This window comes from Ruegeria sp. N11, assembly GCF_056531525.1.
Genome location: NZ_JBQFLX010000004.1, coordinates 1 through 19,024 on the forward strand (window position 1 = coordinate 1; position 19,024 = coordinate 19,024).

The following is a 19,024-nucleotide window of genomic DNA, read 5'->3' on the forward strand; positions in this document are numbered from 1 at the left end:
AACGCATCTTCATCCGAATACCGCTTCCGAGCCATCCATCATCCCTTCCGTGACACCAAAATAGTGGCACAGTTTTACGGGGCTAAGACAGGTACGCCGAAGCCGCGTTTGGTGCGATCATAAACTCGCGCCAAATCTGCCGTCGCAGCCCGTTCGGGCACCGGACGTATAGGTGGAATGGAGTTCGGTTTCAGTCGTTGCAATTGATCAGGCGTCAATAGTGACACTCTTTGGCAAGCCTTCGCTCCATTTGCGCAATTCGTCGAGGAAACCCAGAGCAGTGCAGCCAAGCTCGGTAATCTCATACTGGACCGATACCGGTGCTGTGTCGAGAACCTGACGCTGGACCAGGCCCTGAGATTCCAATTGACGCAGTCGTTCTGTGATCATCTTTTTGCTGGCGCCGCCGACCATGCGCGCCAAGTCATTGAAGCGAACGGGCTCGTCCTTCAGGTGCCACAGGATAGAGCCGGTCCATTTGCCACCAATAATCCGCATGCCACGTTCAATTGCGCACGGCTCGACACATGCATCATGTGCGGTGCGACGGCCTTTTTCGTCTTGTTCCACGCGTGCTCGCATCTGTCGCCTCCATTTATTTCAAGAGTAGGTTACCTAAAGTATACTAGTTGATCTATTGCCCCTACTAACTTAAGTGGCCGCAAACCGCCAGCATGTCAAGTAATTCAGGGAAGCAGCGATGGAGGGTGTGGAAAGCACCGGCACCGATGACAATTAAATCGAAGCTTTCGGGCTACAAGCAAATATGTCCCGTGCGGCGCGCGGAAAGATCCCAGAAGAAAGAATGACACCCTCATGGCACTGCAAGACCACCCGATGTGGCGCAAGCCGCAGCATCATCACGACCTCGACCACGCGCATGAACATGTTCACTGGGCCGAGCTATTCTATGACCTGATTCACGTCGTGACCATATTCCTGCTTGGGAACTACCTCTCGCATCACCTGGATTGGCACGGATTCCTGGTGTTTACGGGGGTGTTCATTGCACTTTGGTACGCGTGGGGCGAGCTTAGCATCTTCAACTCGATCTATGTGAGCACCGATGTCTGGCACCGTGTGATCATGTGCGTGATGATCTGTACGGTGATGTTCATGGCGGCGTCCATTCCGGCCATCGAAGGAAAAGGCTGGACATTCTTCGTACTAGGTTTTGCGGCCAACCGGGCCATGTTGGCGGCGCTGTATTTCAGGGCGCGGCGGGTGAATATTACCGGTCGCTCAATGACGTCCGAGAAAGTCCGTAACTTCTCGTTCTTCGCCATCGTTTTTGCCATCATCGCATTTTTGCCGAAACCGCTGGCCTATTGGGCGTTTGGCATCGCAATGGTGGCAACACAGGCGATCTACATGATCCCGGGCATATCTGTCCTGCGGTTTGAGCGGTTCGCGCCACGACTGGGGCATATGTCCGAGCGTTTTGCACTGCTGACACTGATCGTGCTGGGCGAGGGGTTCTTCAAGCTCGTCGTCACACTGTCGGAAAAGGGCATCTACAAGGTATCCCCGGACGTTCTGGTCAATTTCGTCATCGGTGGAGTGTCGATGTTTGTCATGTGCTGGATCTATTTCGACTTTGCCGGCAATGCCAAGCCGAAGGACAGGAAACCCGCGACCCTGGTGATCTGGTGGTTGGCCCATCTTGTTCTGATGGTATGCGGTGTGTTGGTCGGTGTGGCACTGGCCGCAGAGGTCAAAATCGGATTCTGGGATCCTTATCCGACCGAATACGCCGCCATCGGATGTTTCGGCCTCGCAGGCTATATCGCCATGCTCTGGGTGCTGAGGTCAATCATTGAGCATCGTGTTGCCTCCGACTTCGGACGAGGGGATGTGCGCCTGTTTGGCATTGTGTTGGCAATCGCCTGTTTCTTCATTGTTCCGCACGTCCCGGCTCTGGTGGCCAACCTGATCTGGGGCACGGCGCTGCTGTCGCAGATTGTTGTGCCCGTTTCCCGGGCCTGGCTGACATTCCGCCATGAGTAGCTTTGTACAGGACCTGAAAAGTCTGCGCGCCGGGGTCTATTGGTGGCTGGAGCGTCCCAACCGGGACGCAGACGGCCCCCGGTTTCTGGACATTGCCCTGATCGTCCTGATTACGCTGAATGTCGCGGCGGTCATTCTGGAAACGGTAGATTCCATCTATTTCGAATGGAATGCAGCGTTTGAGCTGTTCGAAAGCTTCTCGCTGACCGTGTTCGTTGTGGAATACGCGGCAAGACTGTGGGCAGCGCCGGAAAATCCTGAATATGAGTCCAGGCTGTCCTGGGCGACGTCTCCATTGGCACTGATCGACCTGCTGGCGATATTGCCCGCTCTGCTGCACCTGTTCATTCCCATCGATCTGCGCATTCTGCGCGCGTTCCGGATGCTGCGCCTGCTCAAGCTTACCCGGTATTCACCCGCGCTTGGCATGTTGCTTGCCGTGTTCGAGGAAGAGGCAGGCGCTTTCTTTGCCGGGTTTTTCATCCTGATGGTAATGCTGATCTTTGCCGCCAGCGGCGCCTGGCTGGCCGAGCACGAAGTTCAGCCCGACGCGTTCGGCTCGATCCCGGCGGCCATGTGGTGGGCGATGGCGACGTTGACGACCGTAGGATATGGCGACGTGACGCCTGTGACGGTGGCCGGAAAGATGTTCGGAGCTGTTATCACGGTCATCGGCATCGGAATGGCTGCCTTGCCTGCCGGTATCATCGCCAGCGGTCTCAACGATCAATTGCACCGTCGGCGTGCCAGTCTGGAGCGCGAATTCCGCAAAGCGTTGGAGGATGGCACGATCTGTGAGGCCGAAGAGGCCGAGATCGAGGCGCTGCGCAAGCAACTGGGCCTGTCACGCCGGGCTGCAGATCAGATCCGGGATCGCATCCACGCTGAAACTGAAGCCAGACGGGGACATTGCCCTCATTGCGGTAAAGTACTCTCCGAACCTTTGTGAGTGCCACACTTCCCGCCGCTATGACGATGAGGCATATTCGATCAATCCAAAATGCATGGCCTGACCTTTCGTGGCCCAATCATACAGAACGATATAGGCTCGAAGCGTGTTTTGCGGTCGCAGGCTGCGCCATACGGGCGGTGTGTTCCTGGGGCAGGAATACGTTGGTTTCAGGGGTTTTTCGATCTTTTCAATTCAAACGCTGATTAGCGTGCGGTCCGGGATCATTGAGGTTATTGGCGGCTCCCTTGCACGCAAGCGAGTGGGTCGCAGGGCTACCCAAGTAGTAGGTTACAAAAAGTATACTAATTGTCTTTTCCTCCACAGTGAGCAAGTTGCCACCTGAACGGCGGAAAGGCCGCTGAATCACTGAAAACCGCAAGGACGAGACCATGAGCAACATTTTTATTCTGAACGGCCACCAGCCTTATCCCTTCGCCAAGGGTGAGCTGAACGCAGCGCTGATTAACCGGGCAGCCGAGTTCCTGAAAGCCGCCGGACATGACGTGCGTGTGACAAAGATCGCCGAAGGTTATGACGTCGAGCAGGAAATCGCCAACCACCAATGGGCCGACACCGTTATCATGCAGTTCCCGGTAAACTGGATGGGTGTCCCGTGGTCGTTCAAGAAGTACATGGACGAGGTTTACACGGTCGGCATGGATGGTCGTCTGACCAATGGTGATGGCCGCGTGGCTGAAGCCCCGAAAGAAAACTACGGTATGGGCGGCGCCCTGACCGGCACCAACTACATGCTGTCCGTCACGTTGAACGCACCAGCCGAATCCTTCGACAACCCCGCCGAGCCGTTCTTTGAAGGCGCATCGCTGGACGATCTGCTGCGCCCGATGCACTTGAACGCCAAGTTCTTTGGCATGTCGCCGCTGCCGACCTATGGCGCCTTTGATGTGATGAAGAACGCCGATGCGGAATCGGATTTCGCCCGCTTTGACGCGCATCTGGCCCGTGTCTTCGGTGCCAACTCTGTATCGGAAGTAGCCTGATCCGCGCCTGCGGAAATCATTCCAAAAATGGAGGCTCATGAGATGAGCAACTCTCCCCTGATTACCGAAGGCCAGCGTGCACCGCTGGCCGACGAGGCATCGCCCGACATGTATGAAGAGCTGGTGAACACCGGCATCACGCGTCTGGTCCGCATGAAAATGCCCCCTGGTGCGACGGATGAGCCGCACCGCCACCCCGAGGAAATCGTCTATTTCATCAAGGGCGGCACACTATCCATCAAACTCGAAGACGGCTCGACCGTCGTGAAAGAGGTGGCGGATGGCGATTACATGCATAACGGCCCCTGGACCCATCAGGTCAGCAATGTCGGAACCACTATGGTTGAGGCCGTGCTGTTCGAGCGTCTGGACAACGACGTGGAACTGCAGGACTGAGGCGAGGAGCGATAAATGAGCAAAACTATCCTGATCACGGGTGCGGGCACCGGGCTTGGCAAAGGTGCGGCGTTTGAACTGGCGAAACAGGGCCATCGCGTGATCGCGACGACCCACGGCGCGGAAGGGGCGGAAACACTCAAGGCAGAAGCGGACGCGCTGGGTCTGACGCTGGAAACAGTCAAGCTGGACATTACCAGCGCCGAGGACCGCCAGGCCGCCTTTGACCGCTTCGGTGCCGATGTGGATGTCGTGGTGGCAAACGCCGCCATCGGAGATACCGGACCGATTGCTGAGGTTGACGTGAACCGCATCCGGAACGTGTTCGAAACCAATGTGTTCTCGACCGTCGAATTCGTGCAGCCCTATGCGCAGGCTTTTGCCCGGGGTGGCCGCGGCAAGGTGGTGTTCGTCTCGTCGATCGCCGGGTTCCTGACCTTCCCCTATCTGGCCCCCTATACCGCGTCCAAACACGCGCTGGAGGCCATCGCGGAACTGATGCGCGAGGAACTGGAACCGATGGGTGTTCAAGTCGCGACCCTCAATCCGGGCGCGTACCGAACCGGGTTCAATGACCGGATGTATGACAAGATGGACGAGTGGTACGATCCGGCGACCAGCATTACGCCGCCGGAAGCGATCCGCAAGGTCCGCGACCTGATCGCCGGCGACGAGCTACAGATGGACCCGCAGCCGATGATCGACAAAATGGCCGAGGTCATTGCTGCCGATAACCACAAGTTCCGCACGGTATTCCCGGAAGAGGCGATCAAGGACGTGCTGGACTACCAGCAGAAATACTGGACGCTGGAAATCTGAACCAACCGGGCCTGCGCGACACCGCGCGGGCCCGAACTTTGCCCCTGAGGAGATATCCATGAGCCAACCGGACATTCACCTTTACACCGCCGCCACCATGAACGGTTACAAACCGGTCATTTTTCTGGAAGAAGCCGGTGTACCCTATGACCTGACCTTCATTGATTTTTCGAAACAGGAACAGAAGGCCCCCGAGTTCCTCAAGCTGAACCCGAACGGCAAGATCCCCACGATCTATGACCGGGCCGAGGGGCGGGCCATTTTCGAATCCGGCGCAATCCTTTGGCATCTGGCCGAGAAATACGGCAAGTTCCTGTCAGACGATCCGCTTACCCGGTCGCAAACGCTGCAATGGCTGTTCTTTCAGGTCGGCCATGTGGGTCCGATGATGGGGCAGGCGATGTACTTCCAGCGTATCGCAGCGCCCAACGGGCATGAGGAGCCGTTCTCGATCAAGCGTTATGTCGAGGAATCCCGCCGCCTGATGGAAGTTCTGAACACCCAGTTGGACGGGCGTGACTATATCGTGGGCGACTACTCCATCGTCGATATGATGATCTACCCCTGGGCGCGGGCTTACCCCTGGGCACGGGTCGAGGTTGACGATCTGCCGAACCTCAAGGCCTGGTTCGACCGGATCGACGCGCGCCCGGCCGTGCAGAAGGCGCTGACCATCCCCAAGGCGCAGCCGCAATTCTGGGACGAAAACGCAGATGACGGGGCCTTTGCCGCCGAAAACGCCGCGCGCTTCGCCGGCGACGTGAAAAAGGCCTGAAGCGATGACTGTGAAACTTGTCGGCTATCCGGTGTCGCCCTTTGTCCGCAAGGTTCGGGTAGCGCTTGAGCAGAAAGGCATCGGATACGATCTGGACCCGGTCGTACCCTACACCAATCGGGAAAAGGTTCTGCCGATCAACCCGGCTGGAACCGTGCCGGTTCTGCTGCCCGGTGAGGGGCAGGCACCTATCCCTGAAAGCGCGGATATCGTCGCCTGGGCGGAAGAGACCGTGCATTTGCCCGGTCTTATCCCACCACAACCGGAGCTGCGCCAACGGGCGCTGCAGATACAGCAGTTCGCCGACAGCCAGATGGCGCAGGTCCTTGGCGGCATGATGTTCGGCCAGCGGATCGTGGTACCGTATTACTTCGGCAAGGATCACGGAAAAGAGGATATGGTTGCACAGGCCATGACCGACTACGCGCCGCAATTGCTGGACGCCATCAGCAATCTGCTGGGCGACAGCGACTACGCCGCTGGGTCGTTCAGCGTTGCCGATATCGCTATGTCAAGCTGGCTGCGCGGGGCGGAACTGGCCGGGTTCGCGCTGGATGCTGAACGCTGGCCCTCGATTCAACGCTGGCTTAACCGGTGCTTTGCCCAACCGGGATATGCCCGCGTCATCGACAGCGAAGAGGGGACAGACGTCGTCCGCTGGGCTCGCTCGCGATACGGCGCCACCGTGTGAGGTTGAATTCTTGAAGACCGACCGGCCCGATATTCTGCTTTATACCGCCCCTACGATGAATGGGTGGAAGCCACTGATCTTCCTCCACGAGGCTGATCTGCCCTATGAACTGGTGCCGGTCGATTTTTCGAAAAAGGAACAGAAGGCGCCGGATTATCTGACGCTGAATCCAAACGGACGCATCCCAACCATCGTTGATCGTGGCAACAACGATTTTGCGGTGTTCGAAAGCGGTGCGATCCTGCTTTATCTGGCCGAGAAATACGACCAGTTCCTGAGCCATGATCCCAGGGAGCGGTCCGAGACGATCCAGTGGCTGATGTTCCAGATGAGCGGCATCGGGCCGATGATGGGGCAGGCGATGTTCTTCCAGCGTATCGCGCGGCCCAACGGTCATGACGACCCTTTTGCCATCAAGCGTTACGTCGATGAATCCCGCCGCCTGCTCGAGGTTTTGGATTCCCGGCTGAACGCGCGTGACTGGCTGGTGGGCGATGCCATGTCCATCGCCGATATTGCGACCTATCCCTGGGCGCGCTCGCACTTCTGGGCCGGGGTTGATGTCTCGGGTCTGGACAACCTGAACGGCTGGTTTGCGCGGATCGATGCGCGCCCGGCCACGCAGGCAGCGCTGCAACTGCCGAAACCCAGGCCATCCGTCTTTGGCGCAGTCGACACCGAGGCCGCTGCCGCCGCAAATGCCGCTAATTATAAGGAGTGACCCGATGTCCGACCAAACCCAGCCCATCCGCGTTGACATCGTCTCGGACGTTGTTTGCCCATGGTGCGCTATCGGCTATTACCAACTGGCCCGTGCAGTGCATGAGACCGGCATCGACGTCGATATCCACTGGCACCCGTTCGAACTGAACCCCCATATGGTGCAGGAAGGTGAGAACTTGCGCGAACACCTTGCCGCTAAATACGGCACCACGCTGGAAGGCTCGATCAAAGCGCGCGCGCGTCTGACCGAGATGGGGGCCGCGCTTGGCTTCACCTTCAACTATGCCGACGACATGCGCATGTACAACACCTTCCGCGCCCATCAGCTGATCGACTGGGCCGAGGAGCAGGGCAAGGCGCATGAGGCCAAGCTGGCGCTGTTCGCCGCTTTCTTTACTCTGCGCAAAAACGTGGCGGATATTGACGTATTGGTCGAGGTTGCGGGTCAGATTGGGCTGGACCGCGATGCCGCCCGCGCGATGCTGGATAGCGGCGAACGTGCCGAAAAGGTCCGTGAGAAAGAACAGTTCTGGACCAGCCGCGGTGTTCAGGGCGTACCTGCGATGATCTTTGAACGTCAGCACCTTGTCACCGGTGCACAGGGTGAAGGGAATTATGCCAATATCCTCAGGCAGCTTAAGGAAATCGCTGCATGATTGAAATCATAGGCTATTGCGATCGGGTCGAAGGGCTCTTTGACCCATATCGCGGCACTATTGGTGACGATTTTCCGGCATACCGGGGGCATGTGTATCGCGTGATCACTTACGCCATGCATTTTCTTGGAAATGCGGGCGTCCATCGCCCCATGGTCGAAACTGCGCTGGTCTATCATGACATCGGGCTCTGGACTGAGAAGAATCTTGCCTATCTCGATCCTTCCCAGACGCTGGCGCTGCGCGACAACGAAAAGCTTGGGCTTGGCCTCGATCCCGAGATTCTGCGTGCCGCAATCCACTGGCACCACAAGATCACACCTTATTCCGGCCCCGGCGCGGATGTGGTGAATGCTGTCCGCAAGGGCGACTGGATAGACGCATCCGGAGGGATGATCCGCAAGGGGCTGAGCAAGGCACAAGTGTCGAGAGTAGAGAACGCGATCCCGGATTATGGTTTTCCGGATGTTCTGCAACGTTTGGCCAAAGACCTTGGAGGCAATCGAATTGCCGGGAATTTGCGGGTGCTCAGGAATGTTTTCAAAATCTGAAACCCATACCTATCACACACTAACATCGAAGGAGGGGACGATGAGCAAAGCACAAGTGATCCACAAGAAAGGACCGCCCAGCTGTATGCGATGGGAAGACTGGCATGTGCCCGACCCGGCCCCGGGCGAGGTACGCCTGCGCCATACAGCAGTGGGCGTTAACTACGCCGACACTTACCACCGCGCCGGCATCTCTCATCCGTGGCCAGTGCCAGACGAACCGGTGGTGATCGGTTTCGAGGGCGTTGGGATCGTCGAAGGTGTCGGAGAGGGTGTGACCGAGTTCAAGACTGGCGACCGTGTCGCTTATGGCATCCCGCCCCTGGGCAGCTACTCCGAGGTTCGCAACTATCCCGCTGACAAGCTATTGCACCTGCCGGACCGGCTGGACGACAAGCAGGTTGCGGCCTTGCTAATGAAAGGCATGACCGCGCACTACCTGTTGCACCGTACGTATGCGGTGCAGCCCGGCGACACTATTCTCGTTCATGCGGCCGCTGGCGGTATGGGATTGATCCTGTGCCAATGGGCCAAGGCCCTTGGGGCGACCATTGTGGGCACTGTTTCAACACCGGAAAAGGCCGAGGTCGCACGTGCAGCGGGTTGCGACCACCCGGTCGTGCGCTCAGAGCAGAGCTTTGTGGACGTTGTGCGCGACGTGTCCGATGGCGAGGGCTGCGCCGTGGTGTACGAGGCGATCGGCAAAGACACCTTGCAAGACTCGCTGGACTCGTTGCGATTGATGGGCGTCTGCGCTGCCTATGGTCATGTCTCAGGTCCGCCTGAACCTATCGACGTGATCCAGGATCTCGGGCGCCGGGGGTCGCTGTTTATCACGCGCCCGGCAATCATGCATTACGTCGCCAAACGTTCTGACCTCGAATGGACCGCGCGCGATCTGTTCAAGGCCATCGGTGACGGTATTCTGGATGCCAATATCAACTATGAATACGCGCTGAAGGATGCGGTGAAGGCCCATGAAGCCATCGAATCCGGCACAACGCTGGGCGCAACGGTGCTGATCCCATGAGCCTTGCCGGCATCAAGGCGCTGACATTTGACACCGGCGGCACGGTGCTTGATTGGCACAGCGGCTTCCGCGAAGCCTTTGCCTCGGCAGGACAACGTCACGGCATCAGGCGTGACTGGGCCGCGCTAGCAAATGACCTGCGTCGCCGGACAATGCAGGCGATGCTCAATCTAGGTGAAAACGGCCCGCCGGAATATAATTTCGACGACGCGCACCGCTTTTGTCTGGATGCCCTGTTGGACGAAGAAGGGCTGGATGCTTTCGACGCGCAGGACCGGCACGCGATCTCGTGGGATGCACCGCATAGTTTTGCCGCCTGGCCGGACGTGCGGCCCGGATTGGCAGCGTTGCGCGAGCGGTTCATCGTGACCTCGTTCACGCTGCTGTCCTATCGGTTGATTATCGACACCTCGCGCAGAAGCGGGTTGGTCTGGGACGGGGTCCTGTCCTGCGAAGGGCTTGGCGTCTACAAACTGCTGCCCAGGGCGTATCGGCGGGCCGCTGAACGTTTGCAACTGCAGCCCGAGCAATGCCTGATGGTCGCGTGTCACCCCTATGACCTTGACTCTGCAAGTCAGGTGGGGTTCCGAACGGCGCTGGTTCGGCGACCGCTGGAGTGGGGCAACAAGCCTTGCGAGACGCCGGATCGGGGTGAAACCGGCACTTATGACATCGAAGTGGACAGCTTTACTGAATTGGCCTCTGCCCTTCAGATTTAGGTTGGGCAAAACTGAATGTCAGTTTTCGGTTCAAACCGCGTTCGACAGCCGGAATTTGATTATTTGAAACACGATCCAGACCGTGCTGGCCATAGATGAACCGGAGGCAGCTTAACAGAAGCCTCCGGATTATTTCGTGTCAGATCAACGCGCCTCAGCCCGGGCAGGCCGCGCCGGTTTCGATCCAGTTTACGGCCAGTTCCGAAAACCCTTCCCAGGATCCGGGCGCGGGCTCGCGGCCTTCGCCGGGGGTCCAGGCCCAGCCGACCAGAGTGTCATGCCCCATATGATGCGCGACCTCTTCGAGGGTTCGGCCACCATTGCGTTCGGGGTCTTTCAACTGGGCGCAGATCTCGGGCACGGTCAGGCCGACCCAACCCATGCTCTGCGGGGCAAGTTGCCAGTGACCGTTGCCGGGCACCGAGCCGGTTTCACCCAGAAACGGGCGGTTTTCCTCGCCGTGACAGGTGGTGCAGCGCATTGCGACCACACCGAAATTGTCCTCGGTCCGCGGAATCGGCGGCGAGTGCGGTTTCTGGTTTTCGCCTTGCAGCGGGCCACCGGTGACCGGATGGCAGTTGACGCAGCGCGCATGAGTGATGACCTTGGCCATTTCCTCGAAGATCGCGACCGAGCGGGCTTGCTCGGATTCGATGCTTTCAAAGCTCGCGGCGGTTTTTAGGCCGTTGACTTCCTCGGCCTGCGCCGCGCCACCGGGCAGCAGCCCGGTCAGCGCGATTGCAGCGGTCAGCGCCGTGGCACGAATGTCGAATTTCATAGCTTGATCTCCTGTCAAACGCGCACAAGCGGCAGGCGGCGGACGGGCTCACCCTTGAGGATACGCCAGGCGTTGCTGACGGCGGGGGCGATGGGCGGGGTACCAGCCTCACCAATGCCGCCGGGCTTTTCGGTGTTCACCGCAAGATCAATTTCGACCTCGGGCATTTCGTTGATCCGCAGCAGGCGATAGGTGTCAAAGTTTTCCTGCTCAATGCGGCCATCCTCGGCAAAGGTGATCTCGTTGAACAGCGCTGCGTTGAGGCCATAGCCTAGCCCGCCTTCGATCTGTGCCTTGACCACATCCGGGTTGATTGCAATGCCTACGTCGGCAGCGACCCAGACCTTGTGTACGCGCGGTTCGCCATCGACCTCGGAGACCTCGGCGATATAGGCGAAGTGGGCGTCATAGCTGGGATGCAGCGCAACGCCATAGGCCTTGCCGTCGGCGCCCTGAATGCCCTGCCAGTTCGCCATCTCGGCGACGCGCTCCAGCACCCGGCGGTCGCGCGGGGACTTGTCGCCCAGCAGCTCCAAGCGACCCTGAACCGGGTCCTTGCCCTGGCCCTGCAGCACCTCGTCCAGGAACACTTCGTTCGCGAAGGCAGTGTGCGAATGGCCGACCGAGCGCCACCACAGATGCGGCACCTTGCTGTCGGTGCGGACCCAACGCGCCTCGAACGCACCAAAATCATAGGGCTTGTGGACCGAACCTTCGATCGAGAACGGGTCAACGCCGTTCTGGATTACCGCCTCGAAGGCGGAACCGCCCATGATGCTTTCGGTGGCGAATTTGTTGTCCCATCCGATAATGCGGCCAGTTTCGTCCAGTGCGGCACGGTGGCGGTGAACGACCTGCGGCCGGTAATACCCGCCCTGAATGTCATCGCTGCGAGTCCAGACCAGCTTATAAGTGCCTTCGCCCCCGGCCTTGGCAACATGTGCCAGTTCCTGCGCGAATTGCCCGTCATACTGCGCGCGCCGTCCAAAGCTGCCGCCGCCCAGAAGGGTGTTGATCTCAACATTTTCCAGCGGAATGCCGAAGATGTCCGAGGTGACCATTTGGTCGACACTCTGCATCTGGCTGCCCATCCAGATTTCCACAGCGTCGCCGCGGTTCTCGATCACACCGTCCAGAGCTTCGAGCGGTGCGTGGGCAAGGAAGGGCAGGCGGTATTCGGCTTCGATCACCTGAGCAGCGTTTTCGAATGCCGCGTTCAGGTCGCCATAGGTATCGGCGACGGCGCCTTCACCATCGCGAGCCGCCGCGGCGACCTCTTCCAGTTGTTCGTCGGCCGAGCGGGTTTCCGCCTCGCTCAGGTCCCAGTCGATCAGCAGCGCATCGCGCCCCTTGAGGGCTGAATAAGTGTTTCTGGCATAGACCGCGACGCCGGTCGGGATTTGTTCTACTTTTTCAACGCCGTCGACCGCCAGAGCGGCCGAACTGTCCACCGATGCAACTTTTCCGTTGATCCAGGGCGAATGCGCCACGACGACCGTCAGCATGCCGTCGCGATAGACGTCCAGCGTGAACTGGGCCTCGCCCGTGGTCTTGATGGCGCTGTCGAGACGACGGATTTCTTCCTTGCCGATCAGTTTGAACTTGGCCGGATCTTTCAGCTTGGGCTCGGCAGGAGGTGTGCTTTCGCTGGCCGCAGCGACCAGTTCACCGAATTGCGCAGTCTTGCCGCTGCCAGTGTGGCTGATCACGCCGTTTGCGACGGTGATCTCATCAGCCGAAACACCCCATTCACGGGCAGCCGCATCAACCAGCATGGCGCGGGCGGCAGCGCCGGCCTGGCGCATCTGGGTAAAGGCGTTGCGCACGGCGGTTGAAGCGCCGGTGCCCTGAATGCCGAATGCAAAGTTCTGATAGATAGCGGTGTCGGCAGGCGCATGTTCGGCACGCATCTGCGACCAGTCGGCGTCCAACTCTTCGGCTACCAAAGTGGCGAATCCGGTGAATGGGCCTTGGCCGAATTCGATGTGTTTGACGATAACGGTAACCGTGTTGTCTTCGCCGATGCGGACAAAGGCGTTGAGGTCAACGGGGCCGGTCGCGGCTTTTGCGGCCATCTTGTTGCCCATCGGCAGATGCGCCCCAATAATCAGCGCGGCACCACCGGCCAGAAAGCCGCGACGGGTGGGAGAGAATGCGGTCATGGATCAGGCCTCCAGCATCTTGGCAGCATTGTGGATCGCCTTGCGGATGCGCACGTAGGTGGCGCAGCGGCAGGCGTTTCCAGCCATCGCAAAATCGATATCTTCATCCGTCGGCTGAGGAATCTCAGTCAGCAATGTAGCAGCGGCAATGATCTGACCGGACTGACAGTACCCGCATTGTGGCACATCCAGATCAACCCAGGCCTTGCGCACCGCATCAGCCTCGTGGCCTTCCAGCGCTTCGATCGTTGTCACATCCGAGCCTTCCAGATCTTCGACCGGGGTGATGCACGAGCGGACCGGCATGCCATCGACCATGACGGTGCAGGCACCGCACTGGGCCACGCCGCAGCCAAATTTCGTTCCGGTCAGGCGCAGGTTGTCGCGTAACGCCCATAGCAAAGGTGTGTCACCCGGTACGTCGAGCGACACGTCCTTTCCGTTGATGGTCAGGTCCGTCATTTTGGGGAGGTCCTCTTTTTGGCTTGTCGTCAAGATTTTCAGCAGAGCTTCAGGTTTACAGCGCCTGGGGGGTCGCCTTTAGTGGTTACCTACATCTCGCAGGGGCAATCTATCAACCAGTATACTTTTAGTAACCTTAAAGACGGAAGTTATGCGTTCGAAGCTCATTGGGTAATCGCAGCGATGCCGCTAGGCGCTTGGAGGCAGGCAAACTTCTCGTGCATGTTGCATCCGGGCTCATACGTGGGCGGTTTGGGCGGATTCCAACCGCAAAGCAGGCTTTTCCAGCATTGGCTTCCAGTTGGGAGATCGGTCCGGGTCAAACACTGCGGCCGCACTTAGGTCTCGTTCCAGATTGCGTTTGGGCGCAGGCGCCTCGCTGAGCGCGTCCGCTTGCCTGTGGGTGCCGCGCGCGGATCGCCCCTACAGAGGCGTCGTCTTGGTGGTGTTAGCAGGTTCGTCGATGAAGACTTAGGCGTATCGCAAATCTGCGGCACTAATAGATATGTCGCTGTGCTTAGCTAGTGCCGCAAATTTATCTCGCCTGACCGAAATTAGCTTCTGATACGACCAAAGCGCGAATTTCTTTGGGTCGACATCTTTATCCCGGTCTCCAGCCTTTGCCGTATAGTCGCGCCAATATTCCGAAAGCAGGTCCGGAGAATAGTAGATTGGCTTTGGTTTCTCAACGTACCTCGCTATCAAGTTCTGGACGAGTTCGTCGTTCTCCCTCAGCGAAACGACAAGGAACCTTTCTTTCAAAGCTGAAAATGTGGGGTCACCAGCCGCAAACAATTCGCAGAACGACCCGCTTGAATCAACCAGAACTGGCTGACTGGAATCCAGACTAAGAAGGTCTTCGACTGCGGTGAGTTCAGCCTGCCTATGAAAGTTCTGCCGTTTCACATATTCGTTGAATTCAATCCCGCCTCTGTCTGGGTCTCCAGGCATCCCCAAATAGGAAGTCAATGGCGCAAGAGTGTCCTTGCACAATTCGTCGTCCAAGTTGAGTATGCCCAATTCCTGCAACTTGGACAGCATAGCTCCCTTGCTGACCTCGGCATTGAATGCATCAAGTATCTGCTTGCGCAAATACTGCTCCTGGATTTGGGCGTCTATCGACACATAGCGCCACGCCCCGGATTGGTTCAAAAAGCTCGAAAGGAGCGTCTTTCCAATTCCCGACATCCCGATCAGGAGGATGTCACGCGGTTCACTCAGAAGAGATTGAACTTCCGGGGTTACACACGTCAGCTTCATGGTGTTGCGAATTTTCCATCAATCACACTTTGCACCGCTTCAACCGTCGGATCGACAGTTGCGAACTCTTCTTCGCGGGCAAATAAGTCTTCCAGCCGCGCCGGAGTTTCTGGGAGTGTTCCAAGCGCTTCTTCAACTGCCGTCGGGAATTTTGCCGGATGGGCTGTTTCAGCGACAACAATGGGTCCGTTAAGCGTTGCCCTCAGCTGATCCGCCGCGAAGTAGCCGGTTGCCGAATGTGGGCAAATGATCTTGCCGAACTGCTTATGGATCTGGCGCATGGTGTTTAAGGCATCGTCTTTGCCGCACTTCATCGCGTCGAAGTCTTTGGTCAGTCTTGAATGCTCGGATTGCGAAAGTTCGTAAAAAGACCTCTCAGCGAGCTGCGTTTGCATGTCACGCGTTGCGTTCCCGTCGCGTCCCTTCAGAATCCACAGCATTCGTTCAAAGTTGCTGGAAACCTGAATATCCATGCTCGGCGAGATCGTCGGTATTGTCTCTGCCTTCGACATCATACCAGTCTCGAACAGCCGGGGAAGGACATCATTTTCGTTCGACGTGACGATCAACTTCCCGATGGGAGCGCCCATTTGCTTCGCGATATAGCCCGCAAAGACATTTCCAAAATTCCCGCTGGGGACAGCAAAGTTCACGGGTTGGCCGTAATCGTTGTGGATTTTGACCGAAGCGTAAATGTAGTAGGACGTCTGAAGGAGGATCCGGGCCAGGTTGATCGAATTCACAGCCGTATAGCTATATTCTTTGGCAACTTCGCTTTGATACAGGTTTTTGACTATGCTTTGGCAGTCATCAAAGTCGCCTCGAACGGAAATTGCCTGAACGTTTGCGGCTCCCAGGCAGGTCATCTGCTTGCGTTGAACATCAGAGACGCGGCCCTCCGGAAACAGAATTACTGCATTGGCTCGCGAACGTCCCGCAAAGGCATTTGCGGTGGCTGCGCCAGTATCTCCCGACGTTGCGCAGAGTACGGTCGCGCGTTTGTCAGTGATTGTGAGTTCCCGATCGATCGCTTCCGCCAAAGGGGCGAGGGCGTAGTCCTTGAAAGCGAGTGTGGGGCCATGGAAAAGCTCCATGCTCCACAGCTGGTCATTCAGGCGAGAGAGGGGTGGGCCATCATTGCGTTCGAAACCGGCCAGCGCTTTTCTTATGCCTGCGGTGAAGTTGCACTGTTGCCACTCAGCTCCGCCAAACAGTGCCAGAACATCCGATGCAATCTGGTCGTAGGCCCGTCCGCCCAGCGTGGCCAATTTGCTGGATGTGTGTTCGGGCCAGGCCTCAGGCACGTAAAGACCGCCATCTTCGGCAGTTCCACGGCTTAGCAACTCTCGGAGAGATCGAGCGGGTGCGTTCCCGCGAGTACTTGAGTAGAGCATGGCATTTTCCAAGATTTCTAATATTGTGGATTTAGCAAGACCTCTATCGTTCGTAAACAAAAATCTAATATAATGGAACTACGGAATGAACACACCTTCACCTACACCTGAAATCGGGAAAATTATGAAGGAAGCCAGGAAATCGCTGGGCCTGACCCTTGAGCGACTCTCTGAGCGTACAGGGGTGTCCCGATCGATGCTATCCGCCATTGAGAGGGGTGCCACCAACCCGACCTTTTCAATAGTCTGGGCCCTTTCTCAGGCACTTGGCGTTGACCTTAGCTTGCTTGAGGGCACGCCTGGTGGCGAGGATCCAATCGAGCATCTTCATCACTATTCCACGCCGATGCAGCGAAGTGCGGACGGTAAATGCGAGATTTATATGCTGAGCCCGCGACGCACTGTTCTTCCCGTAGAGTGGCACAGGCTTCTCATGAAGGTCGGAGCAGAGCTTGATTCAAAGCCCCATGCGCCTGGAACCTTCGAGCACCTGACCTGCCTGTCCGGCTCACTGTCGGTAACGGTCGCTGGACGAACTGTTCGGGCTGAGGCAGGCGATACATTGCGATACCGCAGTGACTGCAATCATCGCATTAACAACGAGGCGGATGGAGAAACGGAGGCCATCCTTCTCGTGGCTCAGCCGACTCAATATCAGGAACCTACAGCGTCAGTCTGAGAAGGCCTATAAAACGTATTGACTGAATCATGGCATTATTCCAATATACCGCATCTCGTGCGGCATATTGGAAAACCAAAAATGAAACAGCAACTGGTACCTCCAAGTAATAGCGGACTTTTCCGTTCGCGGGCCCACGCAGGATTGAGCGACGAATCGCGGTCAGGTTTCTCTGCCTGCCGCCCTAAGCGGTAAATGACTTGAGGCGTAACGCCCAAACCACTCGTTCTCAGGCTTAACTCCGGCAATGAAGGTACTATCGGATGACTACTGATCAACTGGCCCAAAAGGCGCGCGGACGCCGAGGGCGTCGCCGTGATGGCGGGGCACCAGCCCCGGCAATTGTACAGCGCCCGTTCGCGCAGCTTAAGCGTTCCTATCCGACCGTTGAGCTGATTTCTGATGATCAGGTTGAGCATATTCACCAGGCATCCCTGAAACTGCTTTCAGAAACCGGTCTGGACGTGTTGCATGATGACGCGCGCGCCGTGATGAAAAAGGCAGGTGCCGATGTCCGGGACGGTGAAGAGCGTGTGCGCTTCGATCCCGATTTGATCAACGAAGCCATTGCAAGCGTGCCGTCTGAATTCATGTTGCACGCGCGAAACGCCCAGCACAACGTGACCATGGGCGGAAACAACATTGTATTCAACATGATGGCAAGCGCGCCGAATTGCTCGGATACGGATCGGGGTCGGCGCGCGGGCAATCAGGAAGATTTTCGCAACTTCCTGCGATTGGCCCAGATGCACAATGTTCTGCATGTGACAGGTGGATATCCGGTGGAACCCGTCGATATTCACGCGTCTATCCGCCATCTTGATTGTATTCAGGATTACATCACGCTGACCGACAAGGCCTATTGCATCTACTCACTTGGTGAGGAGCGTGTCTCCGATGCAATCGAGATGACGCGGATTGCCCATGGTCTGACCCATGACCAGATGCGTGATCAGGCCTGCATGTTCTCGATCATCAACACGAACTCTCCTCTGCAGCTCGATATTCCGATGATGCAGGGCGTGATGGCGTTGTCCGAGATGGGCCAGCCTGTTGTGATCACACCCTTCACGCTGGCAGGGGCGATGGCGCCCGTTACGATTGCCGGTGCCGTAACCCTGCAAAACGCCGAAGCTCTGGCGGGTGTGGCCTTTACCCAGATGGTGCGGCCAGGCGCGCCGGTGATGTATGGCGGCTTCACGTCGAACGTGGATATGAAGACCGGCTCGCCCGCGTTTGGTACGCCGGAATACATGAAAGCGCAGCATATCGGCGGACAGCTGGCGCGGCGCTACGGCATTCCGTATCGCTCTTCGAATGTGTGCGCGGCCAATACGGTTGACTCGCAAGCGGCATACGAGGCGGTCTTCTCGCTTTGGGGTGCCATCAATGGCGGCGCCAACATGCTGATGCACGGGGCAGGGTGGCTCGAAGGAGGGCTGTGCTGCTCGTATGAGAAGGTGATGCTTGATATCGACCTGCTGCAGATGATCACGGAATTCCTTCAGCCGGTTTCGACCAGCCCGGAAGACCTGGCGCTGGAAGCCATCAATGAGGTCGGGCCAGCGGGTCACTTCTTTGGCACTGAACACACCCAGGCGCGTTATCGCGACGCCTTCTATTCGCCAATCCTGAGTGACTGGCGCAACTTTGAGACCTGGCAGGAGGCCGGATCGCCGATTGCGATCGAGCGTGCCAACGCAGAGTGGAAAAACCGCCTTGCCTCCTACGAAGCCCCAGCCCTGGATCCGGCGATAAAAGACGAGCTTGACGCCTTTGTTGCCAAACGCAAGGCCGAGGGTGGCGCTGCCACGGATTTCTGACATTTGCAGGTTCGGCAGGACGATCGCGATGACCGGGATCGTTCTGCCGACCAGCAATCCACTGCAAAGAAGAGAACCCCTTTTCACCGAGATAGATGCTTTGGGTCAAAACGAGGAGTGTGCACCCAAATGCAGTCAGAGTGAAA

At 57.8% G+C, this 19,024-nt stretch carries 20 protein-coding genes; 14 read left to right on the forward strand and 6 right to left on the reverse strand.

All coding sequences use genetic code 11. The features are described 5' to 3' along the window. Window positions 1–207 precede the first annotated feature (207 nt). Window positions 208–582, reverse strand: coding sequence for a winged helix-turn-helix transcriptional regulator (locus ACR0J8_RS05045; RefSeq protein WP_480888995.1), 375 nt, complete (start codon window positions 580–582; stop codon window positions 208–210). A gap of 234 nt (window positions 583–816) precedes the next feature. Here ACR0J8_RS05045 and ACR0J8_RS05050 point away from each other — a divergent pair, with 234 nt between their 5' ends. From ACR0J8_RS05050 to ACR0J8_RS05105, 12 genes are all read left to right on the forward strand, one after another. Then, a complete protein-coding gene (locus tag ACR0J8_RS05050) occupies window positions 817–2,007 on the forward strand; it encodes a low temperature requirement protein A (RefSeq protein WP_171185230.1) in 1,191 nt (396 codons plus the stop codon). Next, window positions 2,000–2,956: an ion transporter gene (locus ACR0J8_RS05055; RefSeq protein WP_480888997.1), complete on the forward strand. Its 957-nt coding sequence runs from the start codon at window positions 2,000–2,002 to the stop codon at window positions 2,954–2,956. The genes ACR0J8_RS05050 and ACR0J8_RS05055 overlap by 8 nt, the downstream gene beginning before the upstream one ends. Window positions 2,957–3,348: 392 nt before the next feature. Further along, entirely contained in the window at window positions 3,349–3,960 is a 612-nt protein-coding gene (locus ACR0J8_RS05060) for an NAD(P)H-dependent oxidoreductase (protein WP_480888999.1), read from the forward strand. Window positions 3,961–4,002: 42 nt separating this feature from the next. Then, complete coding sequence (locus tag ACR0J8_RS05065) at window positions 4,003–4,356, forward strand: cupin domain-containing protein (RefSeq protein WP_480889001.1); 354 nt, start codon at window positions 4,003–4,005, stop codon at window positions 4,354–4,356. A gap of 15 nt (window positions 4,357–4,371) precedes the next feature. Then, complete coding sequence (locus tag ACR0J8_RS05070) at window positions 4,372–5,175, forward strand: SDR family oxidoreductase (protein WP_480889003.1); 804 nt, start codon at window positions 4,372–4,374, stop codon at window positions 5,173–5,175. Between the two features lie 58 nt (window positions 5,176–5,233). Continuing rightward, the gene (locus tag ACR0J8_RS05075; RefSeq protein ID WP_480889005.1) at window positions 5,234–5,950 is read left to right on the forward strand and encodes a glutathione S-transferase family protein; all 717 of its coding nucleotides are present in this window, start codon (window positions 5,234–5,236) and stop codon (window positions 5,948–5,950) included. A gap of 4 nt (window positions 5,951–5,954) precedes the next feature. Beyond that, window positions 5,955–6,641, forward strand: coding sequence for a glutathione S-transferase family protein (locus ACR0J8_RS05080; protein ID WP_480889007.1), 687 nt, complete (start codon window positions 5,955–5,957; stop codon window positions 6,639–6,641). Window positions 6,642–6,651: 10 nt separating this feature from the next. Then, window positions 6,652–7,362, forward strand: coding sequence for a glutathione S-transferase family protein (locus tag ACR0J8_RS05085; RefSeq protein WP_480889009.1), 711 nt, complete (start codon window positions 6,652–6,654; stop codon window positions 7,360–7,362). A gap of 4 nt (window positions 7,363–7,366) precedes the next feature. Next, complete coding sequence (locus ACR0J8_RS05090; protein WP_480889011.1) at window positions 7,367–8,020, forward strand: DsbA family oxidoreductase; 654 nt, start codon at window positions 7,367–7,369, stop codon at window positions 8,018–8,020. After that, window positions 8,017–8,571 carry a hypothetical protein gene (locus tag ACR0J8_RS05095; protein ID WP_449318334.1) on the forward strand — a complete coding sequence of 185 codons (555 nt, stop codon included), beginning with the start codon at window positions 8,017–8,019 and terminating at the stop codon, window positions 8,569–8,571. Before ACR0J8_RS05090 ends, ACR0J8_RS05095 begins: the two co-directional genes overlap by 4 nt. Before the next feature lie 40 nt (window positions 8,572–8,611). Then, window positions 8,612–9,601, forward strand: a complete 990-nt coding sequence (locus ACR0J8_RS05100; RefSeq protein ID WP_170335140.1) for a quinone oxidoreductase family protein — start codon at window positions 8,612–8,614, stop codon at window positions 9,599–9,601. Next, entirely contained in the window at window positions 9,598–10,320 is a 723-nt protein-coding gene (locus tag ACR0J8_RS05105; RefSeq protein ID WP_480889013.1) for an HAD family hydrolase, read from the forward strand. Before ACR0J8_RS05100 ends, ACR0J8_RS05105 begins: the two co-directional genes overlap by 4 nt. 154 nt (window positions 10,321–10,474) lie before the next feature. Here ACR0J8_RS05105 and ACR0J8_RS05110 read toward each other — a convergent pair whose 3' ends face one another. The 5 genes from ACR0J8_RS05110 to thrC all read right to left on the reverse strand — a co-directional run bounded on the left by ACR0J8_RS05110 (window position 10,475) and on the right by thrC (window position 16,388). Next, complete coding sequence (locus ACR0J8_RS05110; protein ID WP_449318336.1) at window positions 10,475–11,098, reverse strand: Isoquinoline 1-oxidoreductase subunit; 624 nt, start codon at window positions 11,096–11,098, stop codon at window positions 10,475–10,477. Between the two features lie 14 nt (window positions 11,099–11,112). Continuing rightward, complete coding sequence (locus tag ACR0J8_RS05115; RefSeq protein WP_480889015.1) at window positions 11,113–13,260, reverse strand: xanthine dehydrogenase family protein molybdopterin-binding subunit; 2,148 nt, start codon at window positions 13,258–13,260, stop codon at window positions 11,113–11,115. A 3-nt stretch (window positions 13,261–13,263) separates the two neighbouring features. After that, window positions 13,264–13,722 carry a (2Fe-2S)-binding protein gene (locus tag ACR0J8_RS05120; RefSeq protein WP_480889017.1) on the reverse strand — a complete coding sequence of 153 codons (459 nt, stop codon included), beginning with the start codon at window positions 13,720–13,722 and terminating at the stop codon, window positions 13,264–13,266. A gap of 471 nt (window positions 13,723–14,193) precedes the next feature. Beyond that, complete coding sequence (locus ACR0J8_RS05125) at window positions 14,194–14,982, reverse strand: hypothetical protein (RefSeq protein ID WP_480889019.1); 789 nt, start codon at window positions 14,980–14,982, stop codon at window positions 14,194–14,196. Further along, window positions 14,979–16,388, reverse strand: coding sequence for a threonine synthase (gene thrC, locus ACR0J8_RS05130; RefSeq protein ID WP_480889021.1), 1,410 nt, complete (start codon window positions 16,386–16,388; stop codon window positions 14,979–14,981). Before thrC ends, ACR0J8_RS05125 begins: the two co-directional genes overlap by 4 nt. Before the next feature lie 112 nt (window positions 16,389–16,500). Between thrC and ACR0J8_RS05135 the strand changes: the two genes are divergently transcribed. After that, the gene (locus ACR0J8_RS05135; protein WP_010442713.1) at window positions 16,501–17,055 is read left to right on the forward strand and encodes a helix-turn-helix domain-containing protein; all 555 of its coding nucleotides are present in this window, start codon (window positions 16,501–16,503) and stop codon (window positions 17,053–17,055) included. A gap of 263 nt (window positions 17,056–17,318) precedes the next feature. Next, on the forward strand, window positions 17,319–18,878 hold the full coding sequence (locus ACR0J8_RS05140; RefSeq protein WP_171185215.1) for a trimethylamine methyltransferase family protein: 1,560 nt from the start codon (window positions 17,319–17,321) through the stop codon (window positions 18,876–18,878). Window positions 18,879–19,024: the final 146 nt, after the last annotated feature.